Origin of the sequence: Delftia sp. 60, assembly GCF_002754395.1 — a bacterium.
GTDB lineage: Bacteria > Pseudomonadota > Gammaproteobacteria > Burkholderiales > Burkholderiaceae_C > Comamonas > Comamonas acidovorans.
Window position 1 is genome coordinate 4296501 of the sequence record NZ_PEFD01000001.1, and the last position, 14619, is coordinate 4311119.

The 14619-nt window shown below is 68.7% G+C and carries 17 protein-coding genes and 1 tRNA gene; 11 read left to right on the forward strand and 7 right to left on the reverse strand.

The window, feature by feature from the left end:
* Positions 1-19: 19 nt before the first annotated feature.
* Positions 20-307 (reverse strand): H-NS histone family protein, encoded by a 288-nt coding sequence (locus CLV01_RS19480; RefSeq protein ID WP_012205896.1) that lies wholly within the window; start codon positions 305-307, stop codon positions 20-22.
* Positions 308-441: 134 nt separating this feature from the next.
* Here CLV01_RS19480 and CLV01_RS19485 point away from each other — a divergent pair, with 134 nt between their 5' ends.
* The 8 genes from CLV01_RS19485 to CLV01_RS19525 all read left to right on the forward strand — a co-directional run bounded on the left by CLV01_RS19485 (position 442) and on the right by CLV01_RS19525 (position 6846).
* Entirely contained in the window at positions 442-693 is a 252-nt protein-coding gene (locus tag CLV01_RS19485; RefSeq protein ID WP_013802146.1) for a putative hemolysin, read from the forward strand.
* Between the two features lie 1214 nt (positions 694-1907).
* A tRNA-Gly gene (locus CLV01_RS19495) sits at positions 1908-1981 on the forward strand.
* A 209-nt stretch (positions 1982-2190) separates the two neighbouring features.
* Entirely contained in the window at positions 2191-2454 is a 264-nt protein-coding gene (locus CLV01_RS19500; RefSeq protein WP_071957157.1) for a hypothetical protein, read from the forward strand.
* Positions 2455-2496: 42 nt separating this feature from the next.
* On the forward strand, positions 2497-3105 hold the full coding sequence (locus tag CLV01_RS19505) for an RNA polymerase sigma factor (protein WP_099733455.1): 609 nt from the start codon (positions 2497-2499) through the stop codon (positions 3103-3105).
* Positions 3102-3629, forward strand: coding sequence for a hypothetical protein (locus CLV01_RS19510; protein ID WP_099733454.1), 528 nt, complete (start codon positions 3102-3104; stop codon positions 3627-3629). Before CLV01_RS19505 ends, CLV01_RS19510 begins: the two co-directional genes overlap by 4 nt.
* Positions 3626-4189: a periplasmic heavy metal sensor gene (locus CLV01_RS19515; protein WP_099733453.1), complete on the forward strand. Its 564-nt coding sequence runs from the start codon at positions 3626-3628 to the stop codon at positions 4187-4189. The genes CLV01_RS19510 and CLV01_RS19515 overlap by 4 nt, the downstream gene beginning before the upstream one ends.
* Positions 4190-4246: 57 nt before the next feature.
* On the forward strand, positions 4247-5617 hold the full coding sequence (locus tag CLV01_RS19520) for a DUF1800 domain-containing protein (RefSeq protein ID WP_099733452.1): 1371 nt from the start codon (positions 4247-4249) through the stop codon (positions 5615-5617).
* A gap of 5 nt (positions 5618-5622) precedes the next feature.
* Positions 5623-6846 carry a DUF1501 domain-containing protein gene (locus tag CLV01_RS19525; RefSeq protein ID WP_099735100.1) on the forward strand — a complete coding sequence of 408 codons (1224 nt, stop codon included), beginning with the start codon at positions 5623-5625 and terminating at the stop codon, positions 6844-6846.
* 99 nt (positions 6847-6945) lie between these two features.
* Here CLV01_RS19525 and CLV01_RS19530 read toward each other — a convergent pair whose 3' ends face one another.
* Positions 6946-7275, reverse strand: coding sequence for a hypothetical protein (locus CLV01_RS19530; RefSeq protein ID WP_099735099.1), 330 nt, complete (start codon positions 7273-7275; stop codon positions 6946-6948).
* Between the two features lie 181 nt (positions 7276-7456).
* Here CLV01_RS19530 and CLV01_RS19535 point away from each other — a divergent pair, with 181 nt between their 5' ends.
* A complete protein-coding gene (locus CLV01_RS19535; RefSeq protein WP_099733451.1) occupies positions 7457-7951 on the forward strand; it encodes a hypothetical protein in 495 nt (164 codons plus the stop codon).
* 33 nt (positions 7952-7984) lie between these two features.
* Here the strand turns inward: CLV01_RS19535 and CLV01_RS19540 are convergent, their stop codons facing one another.
* Together CLV01_RS19540 and CLV01_RS19545 are read right to left on the reverse strand one after the other, a co-directional pair.
* Positions 7985-8950, reverse strand: a complete 966-nt coding sequence (locus CLV01_RS19540) for a hypothetical protein (RefSeq protein WP_099733450.1) — start codon at positions 8948-8950, stop codon at positions 7985-7987.
* A 38-nt stretch (positions 8951-8988) separates the two neighbouring features.
* A complete protein-coding gene (locus CLV01_RS19545; protein ID WP_225971107.1) occupies positions 8989-9315 on the reverse strand; it encodes a hypothetical protein in 327 nt (108 codons plus the stop codon).
* A 100-nt stretch (positions 9316-9415) separates the two neighbouring features.
* Here CLV01_RS19545 and CLV01_RS19550 point away from each other — a divergent pair, with 100 nt between their 5' ends.
* Together CLV01_RS19550 and CLV01_RS19555 are read left to right on the forward strand one after the other, a co-directional pair.
* On the forward strand, positions 9416-10585 hold the full coding sequence (locus CLV01_RS19550) for a hypothetical protein (protein WP_099733449.1): 1170 nt from the start codon (positions 9416-9418) through the stop codon (positions 10583-10585).
* A 20-nt stretch (positions 10586-10605) separates the two neighbouring features.
* Positions 10606-11433: an isocitrate lyase/PEP mutase family protein gene (locus CLV01_RS19555; protein WP_099733448.1), complete on the forward strand. Its 828-nt coding sequence runs from the start codon at positions 10606-10608 to the stop codon at positions 11431-11433.
* Here the strand turns inward: CLV01_RS19555 and CLV01_RS19560 are convergent.
* Genes CLV01_RS19560 through CLV01_RS19570 form a run of 3 tightly spaced genes read right to left on the reverse strand, consistent with a single transcriptional unit; the run spans position 11418 to position 14583 of the window.
* The gene (locus tag CLV01_RS19560; RefSeq protein WP_099733447.1) at positions 11418-11732 is read right to left on the reverse strand and encodes a hypothetical protein; all 315 of its coding nucleotides are present in this window, start codon (positions 11730-11732) and stop codon (positions 11418-11420) included. The genes CLV01_RS19555 and CLV01_RS19560 overlap by 16 nt on opposite strands.
* On the reverse strand, positions 11729-13393 hold the full coding sequence (locus CLV01_RS19565; protein ID WP_099733446.1) for an SWIM zinc finger family protein: 1665 nt from the start codon (positions 13391-13393) through the stop codon (positions 11729-11731). The genes CLV01_RS19560 and CLV01_RS19565 overlap by 4 nt, the downstream gene beginning before the upstream one ends.
* Positions 13390-14583, reverse strand: coding sequence for a VWA domain-containing protein (locus tag CLV01_RS19570; RefSeq protein ID WP_099733445.1), 1194 nt, complete (start codon positions 14581-14583; stop codon positions 13390-13392). Before CLV01_RS19570 ends, CLV01_RS19565 begins: the two co-directional genes overlap by 4 nt.
* Between the last annotated feature and the right edge of the window lie 36 nt (positions 14584-14619).

The window sequence follows — 14619 nt, forward strand, 5'->3', positions numbered from 1 at the left end:
CGCGAGTGCGGGCTGTTGGTCAGATTTCGAAGGCAGTGCGGTCCACTGCATCCTTGATCCACGCAGGAGGCTTGCCCCGGCCGGTCCACGTTGCGCCGGTGGACGGATCACGGTACTTGGGCACGCCTGCACCGACGGGCGACTTGCGCTTGCCCGTGCTGAACACATCTTCCTGGGTCAATTGGAATTGCTGGACGAGCTCGCGAACCTTGGCGATGGCCCCGCCTTTTTCGGCTTTCAGGACTTCGGCGATGCGTGCTTCGATCTCTGCCTTTTGCTGCAGGAGCGTCTTGTAATCAGGTGTCATGGACTTTTCTTGGGTTGTATGCTAGCGAGTCAGCATTCTATGCACAAAATGCCGCGCTGACATACCTTTGCATCGCAAACCGAAGGTTGCGGACGCAACAACACTCCCAACCTCCAGAGGTATAGAGTGGCGCAATGAACAAAGCACTGGAACTCTCAGGAATCGCGCTGGTGGCCCTGGTGGCACTGGCACTCAGCGCATGCGCCCAACAGAAGCTGGCACCCTCCGTGGGCATGGCCAATCCCGCATCGGTCTATTGCGGTGAAATCGGCGGACAAGTTCGGATGGAGAAGACGCCCCAGGGCCAGGAAGGCATCTGCGTGCTGCCGAACGGGACGGAAATGGAAGAGTGGACGCTGTACCGCAAGGACCATCCGGCCAAGTAGTGGGATAGCGCTCTGCACGAAACACAAGCAAGCCGTTAACGCCCCACCGTCAACCTGCTGCAGTTCCACCTCCGTGGCCATCAGGATCACAACCTACTGGCGTGCCTCGTCCAAATCCCGTGCGACCTCCGGCGGTAAATCAGCGCGCAGCACTTGACCATCCGGGGTGACTCCACACAGCAGACCTGCAACTTCTTTACACGACGTAAAGCTTTTCTTCAGGAAAGGTCTGCATACTGGCCGGCAACGGATTCCGCCGAGCCTGGGAGCTTTCTCCTCCCTCCCTCTCAAATCCCTTTCCCAGGCACGCCCCCACGGCATCGGCATTTTTCTTCCAGGGCCCGCAGCTTCGCCGCTTGCGGGCCCTTTTCGTTGCCCCTTCAACGGCCGCAGCTCCAAGCGGACACCGTGTCGAAAGAACTCATACATACGGGGCATGCTCGACCTACATGAGCACCCTGACTTGGCTCGCACAGGGAAGCCTCACAAGCAGTTGAAATAGCGTCAGTCCCGAGACCCGCAATGCCCTGCTGATGGAGATAAGCATGAGTCAAGTCGTACCGAGTGAGTCTTTCAATCCGGACCCTGATGCCCGCTACCACCGGAGTCTCCTGGATGCCTTTCCGGTAAGGGGTAGCTACCAGCTCATTCAGTTGCGCAGCACCAGATCTCGCAGCCCCTTGCGACGTTTTGCGAAGGCTTGCATTCGGGCGTTTCGCGCGCTTGTTCGATGACTTGAGGAGGACCGTGATGCGACATATCTTTCTCACATTTTTCTGGTCCGTGGTGACCCTCATCTCCCTGTACATCTCCACGCTGGCAGGGCCGATGTTCCCGGTCACGAGCTGAAATGCGGTTAATCGCCGGGCCTATGGTTGACTCATGGTTCTCCTCCTGGAATTCATAGGCATGCCCTGAAAAGGGCACCGGACTTTTTCTTCCCCGTGCCTGCACGTCGCAGGCATTCACAAGCTCGCAGCACCGCTGGCGAGCTTCTTTTTTGCGGGGTCCGCTTGCGGCTTTGGCCCGCCTTGTAGAGATGCAAGGCGGGCATACATCGGGTGCGCACAGCGAAGCGCCAGCGGCGCCAAGGTTCAGGCGACCAAGCACAGGCTTGTGCCGGTGCGGCATGAAGGACAGGATGTTGAAGATGCGGACCGCTCCGCATTGGGTCAAATGCCGGCATCGCGTAAGATGCTGATCCACCAGTAGAAGCGGGCGTCGTTCAATGGCAGGACCTGAGCTTCCCAAGCTCATGATGAGGGTTCGATTCCCTTCGCCCGCTCCAGATTTCCTGGAGCAAAGTCCATCAGTCCCGGATGCACATCCGCCACTGATATCCCACGGGCCGCCTTCCGCGCGGGCCCGATCTCTCCCTCCGCCGACCTCTCCCCCGCTTTTCTCCGCGACATTTTTTCTCTCCCCCGCGACGGATCCGTGCTGCCCGCGCGTTGAACGCAATAAGGCCGCTTGATGTGGCCGATGCAGGAGTCTTTCATGTCCTCATTGCGTTTGACTGTTCGCCGCGCTGTCCGTCCGCTTGCGCTGGCGCTTGCCGCCGGCAGCCTGGCCGCGCTGGCCGGCTGCGTGGTAGCGCCTGTTGCGCCCGTGGCGCCTGGACCCTACGTGGTGCCGCCGGGCGTCGCCTATGTGGCGCCTGCCTATCCGATGCCCAGCGTCGGCTTCGTATGGCAATACCACCCGCGCTACGGCTGGGGCTGGCACCATCCGGTCTACGGCTGGCATCGCGGCTGGCGTTGAGCCGCGCGACACTGGCTGACCCCGCCACTACACCGATGCCCTTTGGCTGAAATCGATGACCCGGATGCCGACCTGCTGGCGAGACTGGCCCGCGGTGAGCCGCAGGCCGCCCGCGAACTGGTGGAGCGCAAGCTGCCACGCATGCTGGGTCTGGCCCAGCGCCTGCTGGGCAGCCGGGCAGAGGCTGAAGAGGTGGCGCAGGAAGGCTTGGTGCGCGCCTGGCAGCAGGTTGGCCTCTGGCGGCCGGGCCAGGCCCGCTTTGACACCTGGCTGCATGAGGTGGTGCTCAACCTGTGCCGCGATCGGCTCCGACGGCGCGCGGTGCGGCGCGAAGAAGCGCTGGACGAGCACGCCGAAGCCGCCGCCTTCGCCGACCCCGGCCCCACACCGGAGCAGCAGCTGGACCACGCGCAGCACAGTGCCCGGGTCGCCGCTGCCCTGGATGCACTGCCGCCGCGCCAGCGCGAGGCGCTGGTGCTGCACTACTACCAGGCGCTGCCCCAGGCCGAGGCGGCAGCACTCATGGGCGTCTCCGTGGATGCCCTGGAAAGCCTGCTGGCCCGTGCGCGGCGCAGCTTGCGCGCCCGCCTGCAGGACGCAAGCACGAGCGCAATCGCCGCACCCGCAGACCCTGGAGGATCACCGCCATGACGCCAGAACGCTTTGAACAATTGGCCGACGCCTGGGGCGCCGACCTGCGGCGCTGGCCGGCACAGGAGCAGGCTGCGGCACGTGCGCTGATGGAACAGCCGGCCTTTGCGCCTGCGGCCCAGGCCGTGCTCGCCCGTGCAAATGAACTCGACACGCTGCTGGGCAGCCATGCCGTCGCGCCCCCCAGCGCAGCGCTGGCAAGCGCAGTGCTGGCCGGCTTGCAAGCGCGCCCAGGCATGGCGACTGCACCAGGTCAACCATCGCCGCATGCATGGCCGCGGCCCCGTGGTACTGCGCCCGCACAGCCGGTGCGCGCCAGCGGCCGCAAGCCCTGGCATGGCTGGTGGTCCGGCGCCAGCATCGCCGGTGCGGGCCTGGCCGGTGTGGCCGCAGGCGCCCTGGCCGTGGCCTTGCTGATAGGCACGGTCTTTCCCACGGCCCGGCCGGCACAGTCCGAAGGCGGCTGGTGGCCCGGCACCGCCTTCGACACGGGCAGCGCCTTGGTGGAAGGAAGCGAGGAATGACGATGAACGAATCCCCCATCGGCGATGCCCCCCGCACGACGCACCTGCGCCGCTGGCTGTGGGCCTCTGCCCTGCTGAATCTGTTTCTGGTGGGCGGCATTGCCGGTGGCACCTGGCGCTGGTGGGCACACCAGGCCGAGGCCAGGTCGGTAGCCACGTCCACGCAGACAGGAACACCCACCGGAGCACCGGCGGGCAGCCCCCCGGCCACTGCGCGCGGACTGCGCTTTGCCGCAGACGGCCTGCCGCCCGAGCGGCGCCAGGCTTTCCGCACAGGACTGCGTGAAGTGCGGCGCGAGGCTGCTGCGCTGACCCAAGGCAGCCGCGAAGGCCGCGCCGAGGTGGTTCGCCTGCTGGCTGCGCCGCAGTTCGATCGCGCTGCCGTCGAGGCTGCATTGGCACGTACCCGGGCCGCCGACACGGCGGTGCGCGAGCGCGTGGAGGCGCACGTGGTCGACTTCGCGGCCCAGCTCACGCCGGCCGAGCGACAGACACTGGTGCAGGGGCTGGCAGCGCAGCAAGGCCCCTTCCATGTGCCCGCATCCCCGGCCAGGCGCTGAGGAGCACAGGACACGCCTGCCGCGCCCGCCGCGCCCGCGATTTTTCGAGGTGAAGCCATGAATTCTGCCGCCATCGCCCTGAACCGCTTCGGCCTGGGTGCCCGCCCTGACGACGCACTGCCCGCCGACCCGCAGCGCTGGCTGCTGGACCAGTTCGTGCGCTACCAGCCACAGCCCCCTGCCTGGGCCGGTCACGCGGACACGGACGCGCTGCTGTCCGACTACCAGTCCCGGCAGCGCGAGCTGCGCAGCCTGCCTGAAGACCAGCGCGCCGCCGCCCGCCAGCAGCTGCGCCGTGGCGCACGCAACGGCTACCTGGACGCAGTGAACGCGCGCCTGGCCAGCGCCATCGACACACCCGCGCCGTTTGTGGAACGCCTGGTGCATTTCTGGTCGAACCACTTCGCGGTCTCGGTGGAAAAGCCCGTGGTGCTCGACCTGGCCGGCGCATACGAGGCCGAGGCCATACGCCCGCACGTGCTGGGCCGATTCGAGGACCTGCTGCTTGCCGCCGTGCGCCACCCGGCCATGCTGGTCTATCTGGACCAGGCCCAGTCGGTGGGACCCGCCAGCCCCGCTGCACAGCGCGCCGCCCGGCGCAACCCGGACAAGACACGCGGCCTGAACGAAAACCTGGCGCGGGAAATCATGGAGCTGCACACCCTGGGCGCGCGCAGCGGCTACACCCAGCAGGACGTGACCGAGTTCGCCCGCGCGCTCACCGGCTGGAGCCTGGGCAATGACGCAGGCAGCCCGGCCGCCAGCGCCGGCTTCCAGTACCGCCCGGCATTGCACGAGCCCGGACCGCGCCGCCTGCTGGGCCGCAGCTATGCCGCAGGCGGGCAGGAGCAGGCGCTGGCCATCCTGCGCGACCTGGCGGCCTCCCCCGCTACCGCGCTCCATGTCGCGACCAAGCTGGCACGACACTTCGTCGCCGACGATCCGCCGCCCGCGCTGGTGCAGAGCCTTGCGGCCGCCTACCAGCGCAGCGGCGGGGACCTGCCAGCCGTCTACCGCGCGCTGATCGATTCGCCAGAACCCTGGGCCGCGCCAGCCACGAAGTTCAAGACACCCTGGGAATGGGCCGTCTCTTCCATGCGCGCACTGGGCCGGCGCGAGTTGAAGGGTGCTCAGGCCGCCGGCCTGCTCAACCAGCTCGGCCAGCCGGTGTGGCGCCCCGGCTCGCCGGCCGGCTACGACGACATCGCCGCCAGCTGGGCTGCGCCCGATGCGCTGGTGCGCCGTGTCGAGCTGGCGCAGCGGCTCGCAGCCCAGGCCGGCAACAGCGTCGATGCGCGCGCGCTGGCACCCCGATTGCTGCCCGGCGATGCACTGGGCGCGGGCACGGCCGAGGCCATTGCCCGATCCGAAAGCGGCAGCGGCGCACTCGCGCTGCTGCTGGTCTCGCCCGACTTCCTGCGCAGGTGAACACCATGACCACGATCCATACGACCGCCACGAACATCGCGCCCAGCACGATGGCCAGGCGCAATCGCCGACATTTCCTGGGCCTGCTGGCCGCAGGCACCGGGCTGGCACTGGCCGCGCCCCACCTGGCGCTGGCGCGTGCAGCCACCGAGCGCCGCTTCGTGTTCATCATCCAGCGCGGCGCGGCCGACGGGCTGGAGACCCTGATTCCCTATGCCGACCCCGGCTACGCCCGGCTGCGCGGCGCCATCGCCGTGGACACGGCTGCGGCCACGCGGCTGGACGGCATGTTCGCGCTGCATCCCTCATTGGCCGAGACCGGCAGGCTCTACGCCCGGGGCCAGGCGCTGTTCGTGCACGCGGTCGCATCGCCCTACAGTGACCGCTCTCATTTCGACGGCCAGAACGTGCTGGAAACCGGAGGCAGCGCGCCCTACCAGGTCAAGGACGGCTGGCTCAACCGCCTGGTCGCCCAGTTGCCGCACCGGGAAGAGGCCATTGCCTTCGCGCCCACCGTGCCCATGGCGCTGCGCGGGCCGGCGCAAGTGGCCTCCTACGCGCCTTCCTCCCTGCCTCAGGCCAGTGACGACCTGCTGCTGCGCGTGGCCAGGCTCTACGAGGGAGATGCGCAGCTGCATGCTCTCTGGACTTCCGCCATGGACACGCGCGGCGTGGCCATGGACGGTGGCAACAACCGGCCGCGCCCGGATGGCGCCAGCCTGGGCAAGCTGGCAGCCGGCTTTCTTGCCCGCCAGGACGGGCCGCGCATCGCCATGATCGAAACCGGCGGCTGGGACACGCACAGTGCACAAAACAACCGGCTGGCAGCCCAGCTCAAGAACCTCGATGCACTGATTGCGGCGCTGCATGACGGCCTCGGCGATGCCTGGTCGCAGACCGTGGTGCTGGTGGCCACCGAGTTCGGCCGCACGGCTGCGGCCAACGGCACCGGCGGCACCGACCACGGAACAGGCGCCGTCGCCATGCTGATGGGCGGCGCGGTTCAGGGCGGCCGCGTGCTGGCCGACTGGCCTGGCCTGCAGCCCGCCCAGCTATTGGAGAACCGGGACCTGAAACCGACCACCAGCGTCGATGCGCTGATTGCCTCGGCAGCCGGCGAGTGCTTCGGCATCGACCCGCAGCGGCTGGCGCGCAACCTGTTCCCCCAAGGCCATGCCCTGCCAGGCGGTGCCCCGGCGCGGTCGCTGCCGCCATTGCTGAGAGCCTGAACGCGGGCCGCACGCCAACATGAAAAAGGGCCGGCGCCTCAAGGCGGCCGGCCCTTGTGTCATGTGCGCAAGAACTGGCGAGATCTGACCGGCGGCAGCTCAGTGGCCGATCTCACGGCTGACCTGGTTCTCCTGCTGGTTCAGCACATGCTGCTCGCTGCGCGTGATATGACCGCCGTTCTGGCTGGCCATGAGGTGTTCTTCCTGGCGGATGTTGCGGTCCTGCTGGTGCAGCGCAGCCGCCTGGCCATGGCTGATCTCGCCCTTGCGCACTTCGTTGTGGATACGGCGGTCCTGGTTGGCCAGGCGGCCGTTGACCTCGGCACGGCGCGGATGGGCCTGGTCCCAGGTGGCGGCGGATGCGGCGCTGCCGAGGCCGGCCAACGAAACAGTGGCAATGACGAGCATAAAGGCTTTGCGCAGGGACATGGTGTTTCTCCTTGAAAGGATGTGGATGGACGTGGCTTGCAGAAAGCCGATGTCGGCTTGCCACATCACTTCAACGCACGGCCAAGGTCAATCCGTCGCGGATCAAGCAAGTCCATCGTCCATCCGGGGCCGCGCACGCTACATTGGCAAGCACCGTATCCGTCCCACCTCACCAGACAGCATGCTGCACACCCTCTCTTGCGAGAACACCACCGAAGACATCCAGCTGAGCGCCGTGCGTGTGCGGGGCATGAGCGTCTGCAATGGCATCGCACGCATGCACATGGATCTCGAAGCCAGGGGCTCGCCCGATGCACTGGACGTGATGCACCACTTCTTCAACTACCACTGGCTCAACGACCTGGACCTGCCCTATCTCGCCGAGCTTCTGGATCTGCGCAATCCTCAGGTGCGCGCAGTCAGCCTGCGTGAGGACGGCTGGGCGCAGATGGAGCCGGACCAGCGCCAGGTGCGCATCTGCAGTACCTACGGCGATTCACCCTGTGCGCTGATCGCCTGGGAAGAGTTCAGCGCGGCCATGCAGCTCAAGCACCGCTTTCTTTGCCTGATGCGGCGGTATGAGGGGCACGGCATCCCTCGCTACAGCGTGTCGGAAGGCTTCAGGGTCCGGCTTCACGCGCCCGGACTTGAGGGGGCCCGCGCACAGGGTCGGTGATCATTGCGGGCCATGCTCGCTCGCATTGCTCAGCTACGGCGCCTCATCCTCCGCGCCCTCGGGCCCTACCCACCAGGCCCAGCTTTCTTCCTCGTCGGGCACGGGCAGTTCGCGGGTCTGCACTGCGTCGATACGGCGCCCGGCGCCACCGGCTTGCCATGCGTTGAGCACGGCATCGACGGCGGCGCGGTCCACTGCGGCGATGCCCAGGTTGCGATCGGTCTGCCAGGACGGTTCGCCCTCGCGTGGCGAAGCTGCCTCGGCATGCTGGTGGGGCGTGCCGTAGCTGCAGCGCATGCAGTAGTGGCGGATGCTGGCCGTCCAGTCCTCGGCATAGCCGATGCCCGGGGCTTCGGTACCCAGCAATTCCTGCAAGTCCTGCGCATTGGCGCAGGTGATGAAGACCACGAAGGTCTGGAATGCCGAGGGCTCCAGCCGCTGCAGCTCGTTGAAGACCGGCACTTCGCGCTGGCCGTTGAACCGCTGACCGGTGGAGGCGCCGTCGTGCAGCACGATGTCGCCGAAACGATGGCCGCTTTCGGGCAGCGGCACGTTGAGCAACTGGGCGCGCACGGGGTCGATGCGGCGCATGAACACGGTCTCGCCGCCCTGCCAGGGGTGCAGGCGCACCACGGCCACGCCGTAGTCACCCTCGATGGGGCCCTGCTCGCCGGGCACCTGGATGCCGCAGGCCTTCCACAGCCTGCGCGCCGTGGTCCAGTCGGACAGCGCCGTGGCCGCGATGGCGCCATTCCAGAGGCTGGCTTCATCGTCTTCGCCCGCCAGTGCAATGGCGCGCAGGTTGTGCTCCAGCGATGGCTGCCAATCGCGCTGGTACTTGCGCGCCAGGCCCAGCATGTAGTGGTAGTGGCGGTTGTCCGGCATGTGGGCTGCCAGCGCCTCGAAGGCCTGGGCGGCCTCGGCCAGCGCGCCGCGTTCCATGTCGGCATAGGCCTGGTCGTGCAGGGCTTCGAATTCGTCGGGTGTGGAGGAGGTCACGGTGCTGCGATGGGGCAATGCTGGACAGTGCCAGGCGGCTATCGCACGCCGGGCGACGAGCTGCCCATGTCGACTTTCAGGTCCGGGAAGGAACTGACCATCTGGACCTTGAAGTCGGGGAAGGAGGTGACGATCTTCCACTCCCCGCAACTGTCTGCAAAGGAGTCCACCACCTTGACCTTGAGGTCCGGGAAAGAGCTGGTGGCCTGGACCTTGATGTCGGGAAAGGAGTGCACGATCTGGACCTTGCCGTAGAGACGGATGCCTTTGTAGGTGCAGTTTTTCTTGTCGAAGTCTGCGGCGTGAACGAAGGCCGGCAGTGCGAGACAGGCGAGGACAAGGCTGAAACGCGGCAGAAGTGGCATATGCGACAAGGGAGTGGGTCTTGAGAAACAAGCCAGGCCATGGCTTGCGGCCGCCCGCATACTAGCAGGCCGACCCACCCCTGCGAATGACGTCCCGCACATGCCGTCCATCCGTCCTCTGCGCTCCCTGCTGTTGCTGTTTCTGGCGATCTCGGTCGAGGCGCTGGCGCAAGCGCCAGCACCCGAACCTGTCACCGCGGCTGCGTCTGCCACTGCATCCGCCGATGCTTCCGTTTGCAGGCACCGGGCCGACACCGCCTGCCTGCAATCCTTCAACCTGCCCGGCGACGCGGGGCGCATGCGCTACTACGCATCGCAGGCGCCGGGGGCCAGCAACGGCGCCATGCCCCGGTCCGCGCTGGTGGTGATGCACGGGCATCCGCGCGATGCCAACCGCAGCTTCGAGGCCGGCCTGCGGGCCGCCGAAGGCGCGCAGCGGCTGCAGGACACCCTGGTCATCGCCCCGCTGTACCAGGTGCCCGAGGACCAGGCTGCGCATTGCCACAGCCGTGGCGTGCCCGCAGCCGGGAACGCAGACGCGGCATGGACCTGCGCGGGCTGGCTGGCCGGCGAGCCCTCGCTGGGGCCGCATCCGATAGGTTCTTTCGCCGCGCTGGATGCGCTGGTGGCCGAGCTCGTGCAGCGCTGGCCCGGCCTGCGCATCGTGACCCTGGCGGGGTTTTCGGCAGGGGCGCAGATGCTGCAGCACAGCGTGGCCTTTGCGGCCGATGCGCCGGGCTCCGTGACCTTGCGCTACGTGATCGCCGACCCGGGCACCTGGCTGTATTTCGATCCCGTGCGGCCACAGCCGCAGATGGCCGGGCAGAGCACCGACTGGGCAGCCTGCGGCACAGGCGCGGCGTTTCCGGGGGCGTGCAGCTTTGTCTTCCAGGTGCCGCCCGCCGCCAGCGCCTGCCCGGGCCATGACCGCTGGAAGTACGGCCTGCAGGACCTGCCCGGCCACCTGGGGCGCGATGCGGCTGCCGCACGGGCCCGCTATGCGGCCGCGCAGATCGACTACCTGGAAGGCGCCCTGGACAGCAGCGCTGACAAGGGCGCGTTCTATCCCATCCTCGACAAGTCCTGCGCCGCCATGCTGCAAGGCCCGTTCCGGCTGCAGCGAGGCCACGCCTTCGCGGCCTACGAGCGCGAGCTGCTTGCGCCGCAGCGGCCACGCCGCTTCGTCGTGGTGCCGGACTGCGCCCATGATGTGGCTTGCGTGCTGCCGTCCCTGGCCGCGCGGCCCCTGCTGTTTCCACCAGCGCCCTGACCCCGCAACGGAGTGCCCCCATGACCCCCACCACCGAACAAAAGCGCGCCACCTTCCACGCCCTGCACCGCCAGGGCTGCTTTGTGCTGCCCAATCCCTGGGATGCGGGCAGCGCCCGCATGCTGCAGGGCCTGGGCTTCAAGGCGCTGGCCAGCACCAGCTCGGGCCATGCCTGGTCGCTGGGCCAGCCCGATGGCGCCATCTCCCGCGGGATGACGCTGGAGCATCTGCGCAGCCTGGTCGCGGCCACAGATCTGCCCGTGAATGCGGACTTTGAAAGCGGCTTCGGCCTGGACCCGCAGGAGGTTGCCGAAAGCGTGCGCATGGCCGTGGACACCGGCGTGGCGGGCCTGTCCATCGAAGACTCGACGGGCGATGCAGCCAACCCCTTGCGCAGCATCGAGGAAGCCGTGGCCCGGCTGCGCGCCGCCCGTGCCGCCATCGACGAGGCCGGTGGCGGCACCTTGCTGGTCGGGCGTGCGGAGAATTTCTTCGTGGGCCGGCCCGATCTGGACGACACCATTGCCCGGCTCAAGGCCTATGCCGAGGCTGGCGCAGACTGCCTGTACGCACCCGGCATCCGCAGCGCCGAGCAGATCCGTGCCGTGGTGGCGGCCGTGGCACCCAAGCCGGTGAATCTGCTGATCGGAGGGGCCAGCGAATGGAGCCTGCAGGATGCCGAGGCCATGGGCGTGCGCCGCATCAGCGTGGGCGGCGCACTGGCGCGCGCAGCCTGGGGCGGCTTTCTGCATGCGGCGCGCTCCATTGCCGAGACGGGGCGCTTCGACGCGTTCGCCCAGGCCACGCCGGGCGCCGAACTGAATGGCTTTTTTCAGGGCAAGGACTGATCCGCACCGGCCTGCAGCCGCTGCGCGGTCATGACCCAGACTGCGATATCGAGCAGGGCGGCCGCGCGCTCCGCCGGCGGCAGCTGCAGGTCCAGCACGCCGTCCATCTGCCTTGCCAGGGCGCCCCAGCCCAGCAGCGCGCCCTCGTCGGCCCAGGCGCGGCCGGCGGCCAGCAGCGGCATGCCTGCCCCCGCCAGGCCTGCGGCCTGCATGTCGGCCAGCCAGGCCTGACCTTGTGCCAGCCAATGGCGCAGCGGTGCGGTGGTGCTCTCGTTGCTTGCTTTGCTTGAATTGCTCATGGAGCCTTCTCCACACTGACTTCGGCAAGCGGCGCCGGCCAGGCCGTGCTGGGATGGTGCCAGTCCGCGCTGTCCTGCCAGCGCACGGAAGCCACGGCAATCTGCAACTGCCCTGCCGCGATCTCCACGCGGCCAAAGACTTCCTGCAGCACCCGGCCGCGCGCAAGTTCCCTGCGCAATGCCTCACCCGCCCTGCCCTGCATGCCGTGCAGATCGCCCACCAGGGACAGGGAAGGCCCTGGCACCGGCGACTGCAATGCAATCGTCCAGCGCTGCAGCAGCTCGTCACGCTGCGCCAGGCCGCTGCCGGCCACCTGCAGCCGTGCCCAAAGGGGCGGCTGCTGACGCCAGGGGTCGGCATGCAGCTCCTGCAGATGGCGCTGCAGCAGGGCCTGGGGATCGTCGGCCACCGGCTGTGGGCCGGTCGCCTGGGTCGGTGCCAGCCGCGTGGCGTCGCGCGCCGACAGGCGGCCATCGTCGCTGGCCCAGCCGTCCAGCAGCACATGGAGGCCTTGCAGCAGCTGCCTTGCGGTGAGGCCGCCCAGGGTTTCCGAGTCCAGCGCCCCGGCCGGTTCCCACTCCGGGTCGAAACCTTCGGCGCGCGATGCGGACCAGGTCAGATACCGACCGCTGGCCGCGTCCTGCAAATGCACGGAAAACCCGCGCTGCCCGCCGCGCGCATGCCATAGCTCGGCTGCCACGGCGTGCAGGCAAAGGCCTTGCACGCGCCGGTAGCTGCGCCTGTGCACGCCCGCCAGTTCGCTCAGGGGCCGTGGCATGGGCTGTTGCGCCAGGCCGCGCAGCAGCATCCACAGCGCGGCCAGCAAGGGCGCCACGCGTTCGGCTGCACCGGCACGCCCTGCGCGCTCGTCACGCAAGGCGCGTACCAGCAGGTTGAGCACGCTGGCAGGGCGCGGCAGGTCGGCCTGGCGCAGTTCGGTGGCCAGTGCCTCGCCCTGGTCGAGGAAGGCCGGGCTCATGCCGGCACGGCCCTGCAGCACCCAGCCGGTCAGCCATTGGCGCGCCTGGGCCAGCCGCTGCAGTGCGCCGGCTTCCAGCGCATGCGCCGGCAGCTCCGGCATGGGTGCGCCCGCCAGGCGCCGGGCCTGCAATGCCACCAGGGCGCGGTGGGCGCAGGCCGCTGCCTTGCAACTGCAACTGGCCGCTGCCAGGCCACCGGCGCGCGGCAGGCGCACGGTGACTTCGTCGGGGTTGGACAGTTCGCCGATCAGGGTGGCCGGGGCCTCTTCCAGCACTGCCTCGAAGCCCTGGGCCATCCAGCGCAGGGCCTTTCGTTGGGCGGCCATTCCAAAGGCCTGGGCCACGGCGCCGGCATCGCCGTCGAGCCACGGAGCAGCGGGCGCCTGGGCCATGCCATCGGCCGGGGTCTCGTGGGCCAGCCGCGCCCGCAGGCCCAGCAGCAAAGCGCACAGATGGTGGCAGGGGCCAAAGGCGGGGCAGCTGCATTGCAGCGTGGCAAAGCCCGCGCCGGCCAGGGTCTGGACATGGCCTTCGATGCCGGCGCGGGCCTGGTTGGCCGCCAGCTCCCACTGCCCTGCATCCACCGCCGCCAGGGCCTTGGCCCCGCGCTTGAGCAGGCCCTTGTTGGCCCAGTCGGCAATGGCGTCATCGTCCAGGGTGCGCAGCCATTCCTGCATCATGAGGGCCGCCCTCCCTGCATGGCCTGGGCCAGCCAATCCACCAGATGGTCGGGCGTCATGGCGGCAACCTGGGCGCCGCGCGCCACCAGTTGCGTGGCCAGGTCGCGGTCATAGTCGGGGTGGGCGCGGCGGTCCAGCGCAGCCAGCACCAGCACGCGGGCGCCACTGGCAACCAGCCGCTCGGTCTCGGCGATGACACGGGCCTCGTCATGGCCTTCGTACAGGTCGGTGATCAGCACGATCACGCTGCGGCGCGGCGCGGCAAGCTGCCCGGCCACATGCGCCAGTGCCGCGCCGATGTTGGTGCCCCCGCCCAGTTGCGCGCCCAGCAGCAGCTCTTCGGGCGCATGCAGCTGGCCGGTGACATCGGCCACCGCGTCGGAGAACAGCAGCACATGAGTGCGAAGGGCGCGCACGCGCGCAAAGATGCTGCCCATGACGGCGCTGTGGATGACGGATTCATGCATGGACCCGCTCTGGTCCACCACCAGCCACAGGTCCCAGGTCAGGCGCTGTGCTTCGTTCTCCCTGAAGAACAGGCGCTCCAGCACCAGCACCTGCTCCTCGCTCTGGTAGTGGCGCAGGTTGTGGCGCAGGGTGCGTGGCCAGTCCAGATCGCTCATCTGCCCCTGGCCCCGGCTACTGCGGCGCCTGCGCCGCCACCCCAGGGCCGAGTGCACGCGCGAGGACAGCCGCGCCTGCAGATCGGCCACCACGCGCGCCACCAGCCGGCGGGCCTCGGCCATCACCTCGGGGGGCAGGCTGGTGCGCACCGCCATCAAGGCGGCCACCAGTTCGATGCTGGGCGTGGCCTCGGCCAGGACCTGCGGGTCACTGAGCAGGCCATGGAGCCCATAGCGCGACAGCGCATCGCGCTGCAGCGTTTCCACGGCGCTGCGCGGGAACAGATCGCGCACCTCGCCCAGCCAGTGCACGGCCTGCGGCTCAGGCACGCCGCTGCCGCCCTGGCGCGCGGACTGCCCGCCCCCGCCCTGCCACGCATTGGTGCCCGAGGTGTTCGCCTGCTCGCGCAGGCGATGCTCGCGCTGGTAGAGATAGTCCAGTGCCGCGTCGCGGCGCGCATCGGCGGCATCGAGTGGCTGCGCCGCAGCCAGGGGCTGGGCGGCCTCGGGCCCGAGGATGAGGCGCCAGCGCCGCAGGGTGGCGGCATCGATTGCCTGTTCCTGCATTGGCGGCTCGTGCATTGGCGATTCGTGCATTGGCGG

Bases quoted from the DNA above. Each gene is read 5' to 3' on its own strand.
- CLV01_RS19480 (WP_012205896.1), bottom strand. From the start codon at position 307: ATGACACCTGATTACAAGACGCTCCTGCAGCAAAAGGCAGAGATCGAA.
- CLV01_RS19485 (WP_013802146.1), top strand. From the start codon at position 442: ATGAACAAAGCACTGGAACTCTCAGGAATCGCGCTGGTGGCCCTGGTG.
- CLV01_RS19500 (WP_071957157.1), top strand. From the start codon at position 2,191: ATGTCCTCATTGCGTTTGACTGTTCGCCGCGCTGTCCGTCCGCTTGCG.
- CLV01_RS19510 (WP_099733454.1), top strand. From the start codon at position 3,102: ATGACGCCAGAACGCTTTGAACAATTGGCCGACGCCTGGGGCGCCGAC.
- CLV01_RS19515 (WP_099733453.1), top strand. From the start codon at position 3,626: ATGACGATGAACGAATCCCCCATCGGCGATGCCCCCCGCACGACGCAC.
- CLV01_RS19520 (WP_099733452.1), top strand. From the start codon at position 4,247: ATGAATTCTGCCGCCATCGCCCTGAACCGCTTCGGCCTGGGTGCCCGC.
- CLV01_RS19525 (WP_099735100.1), top strand. From the start codon at position 5,623: ATGACCACGATCCATACGACCGCCACGAACATCGCGCCCAGCACGATG.
- CLV01_RS19530 (WP_099735099.1), bottom strand. From the start codon at position 7,275: ATGTCCCTGCGCAAAGCCTTTATGCTCGTCATTGCCACTGTTTCGTTG.
- CLV01_RS19535 (WP_099733451.1), top strand. From the start codon at position 7,457: ATGCTGCACACCCTCTCTTGCGAGAACACCACCGAAGACATCCAGCTG.
- CLV01_RS19545 (WP_225971107.1), bottom strand. From the start codon at position 9,315: ATGCCACTTCTGCCGCGTTTCAGCCTTGTCCTCGCCTGTCTCGCACTG.
- CLV01_RS19550 (WP_099733449.1), top strand. From the start codon at position 9,416: ATGCCGTCCATCCGTCCTCTGCGCTCCCTGCTGTTGCTGTTTCTGGCG.
- CLV01_RS19555 (WP_099733448.1), top strand. From the start codon at position 10,606: ATGACCCCCACCACCGAACAAAAGCGCGCCACCTTCCACGCCCTGCAC.
- CLV01_RS19560 (WP_099733447.1), bottom strand. From the start codon at position 11,732: ATGAGCAATTCAAGCAAAGCAAGCAACGAGAGCACCACCGCACCGCTG.
- CLV01_RS19565 (WP_099733446.1), bottom strand. From the start codon at position 13,393: ATGATGCAGGAATGGCTGCGCACCCTGGACGATGACGCCATTGCCGAC.
- CLV01_RS19570 (WP_099733445.1), bottom strand. From the start codon at position 14,583: ATGCAGGAACAGGCAATCGATGCCGCCACCCTGCGGCGCTGGCGCCTC.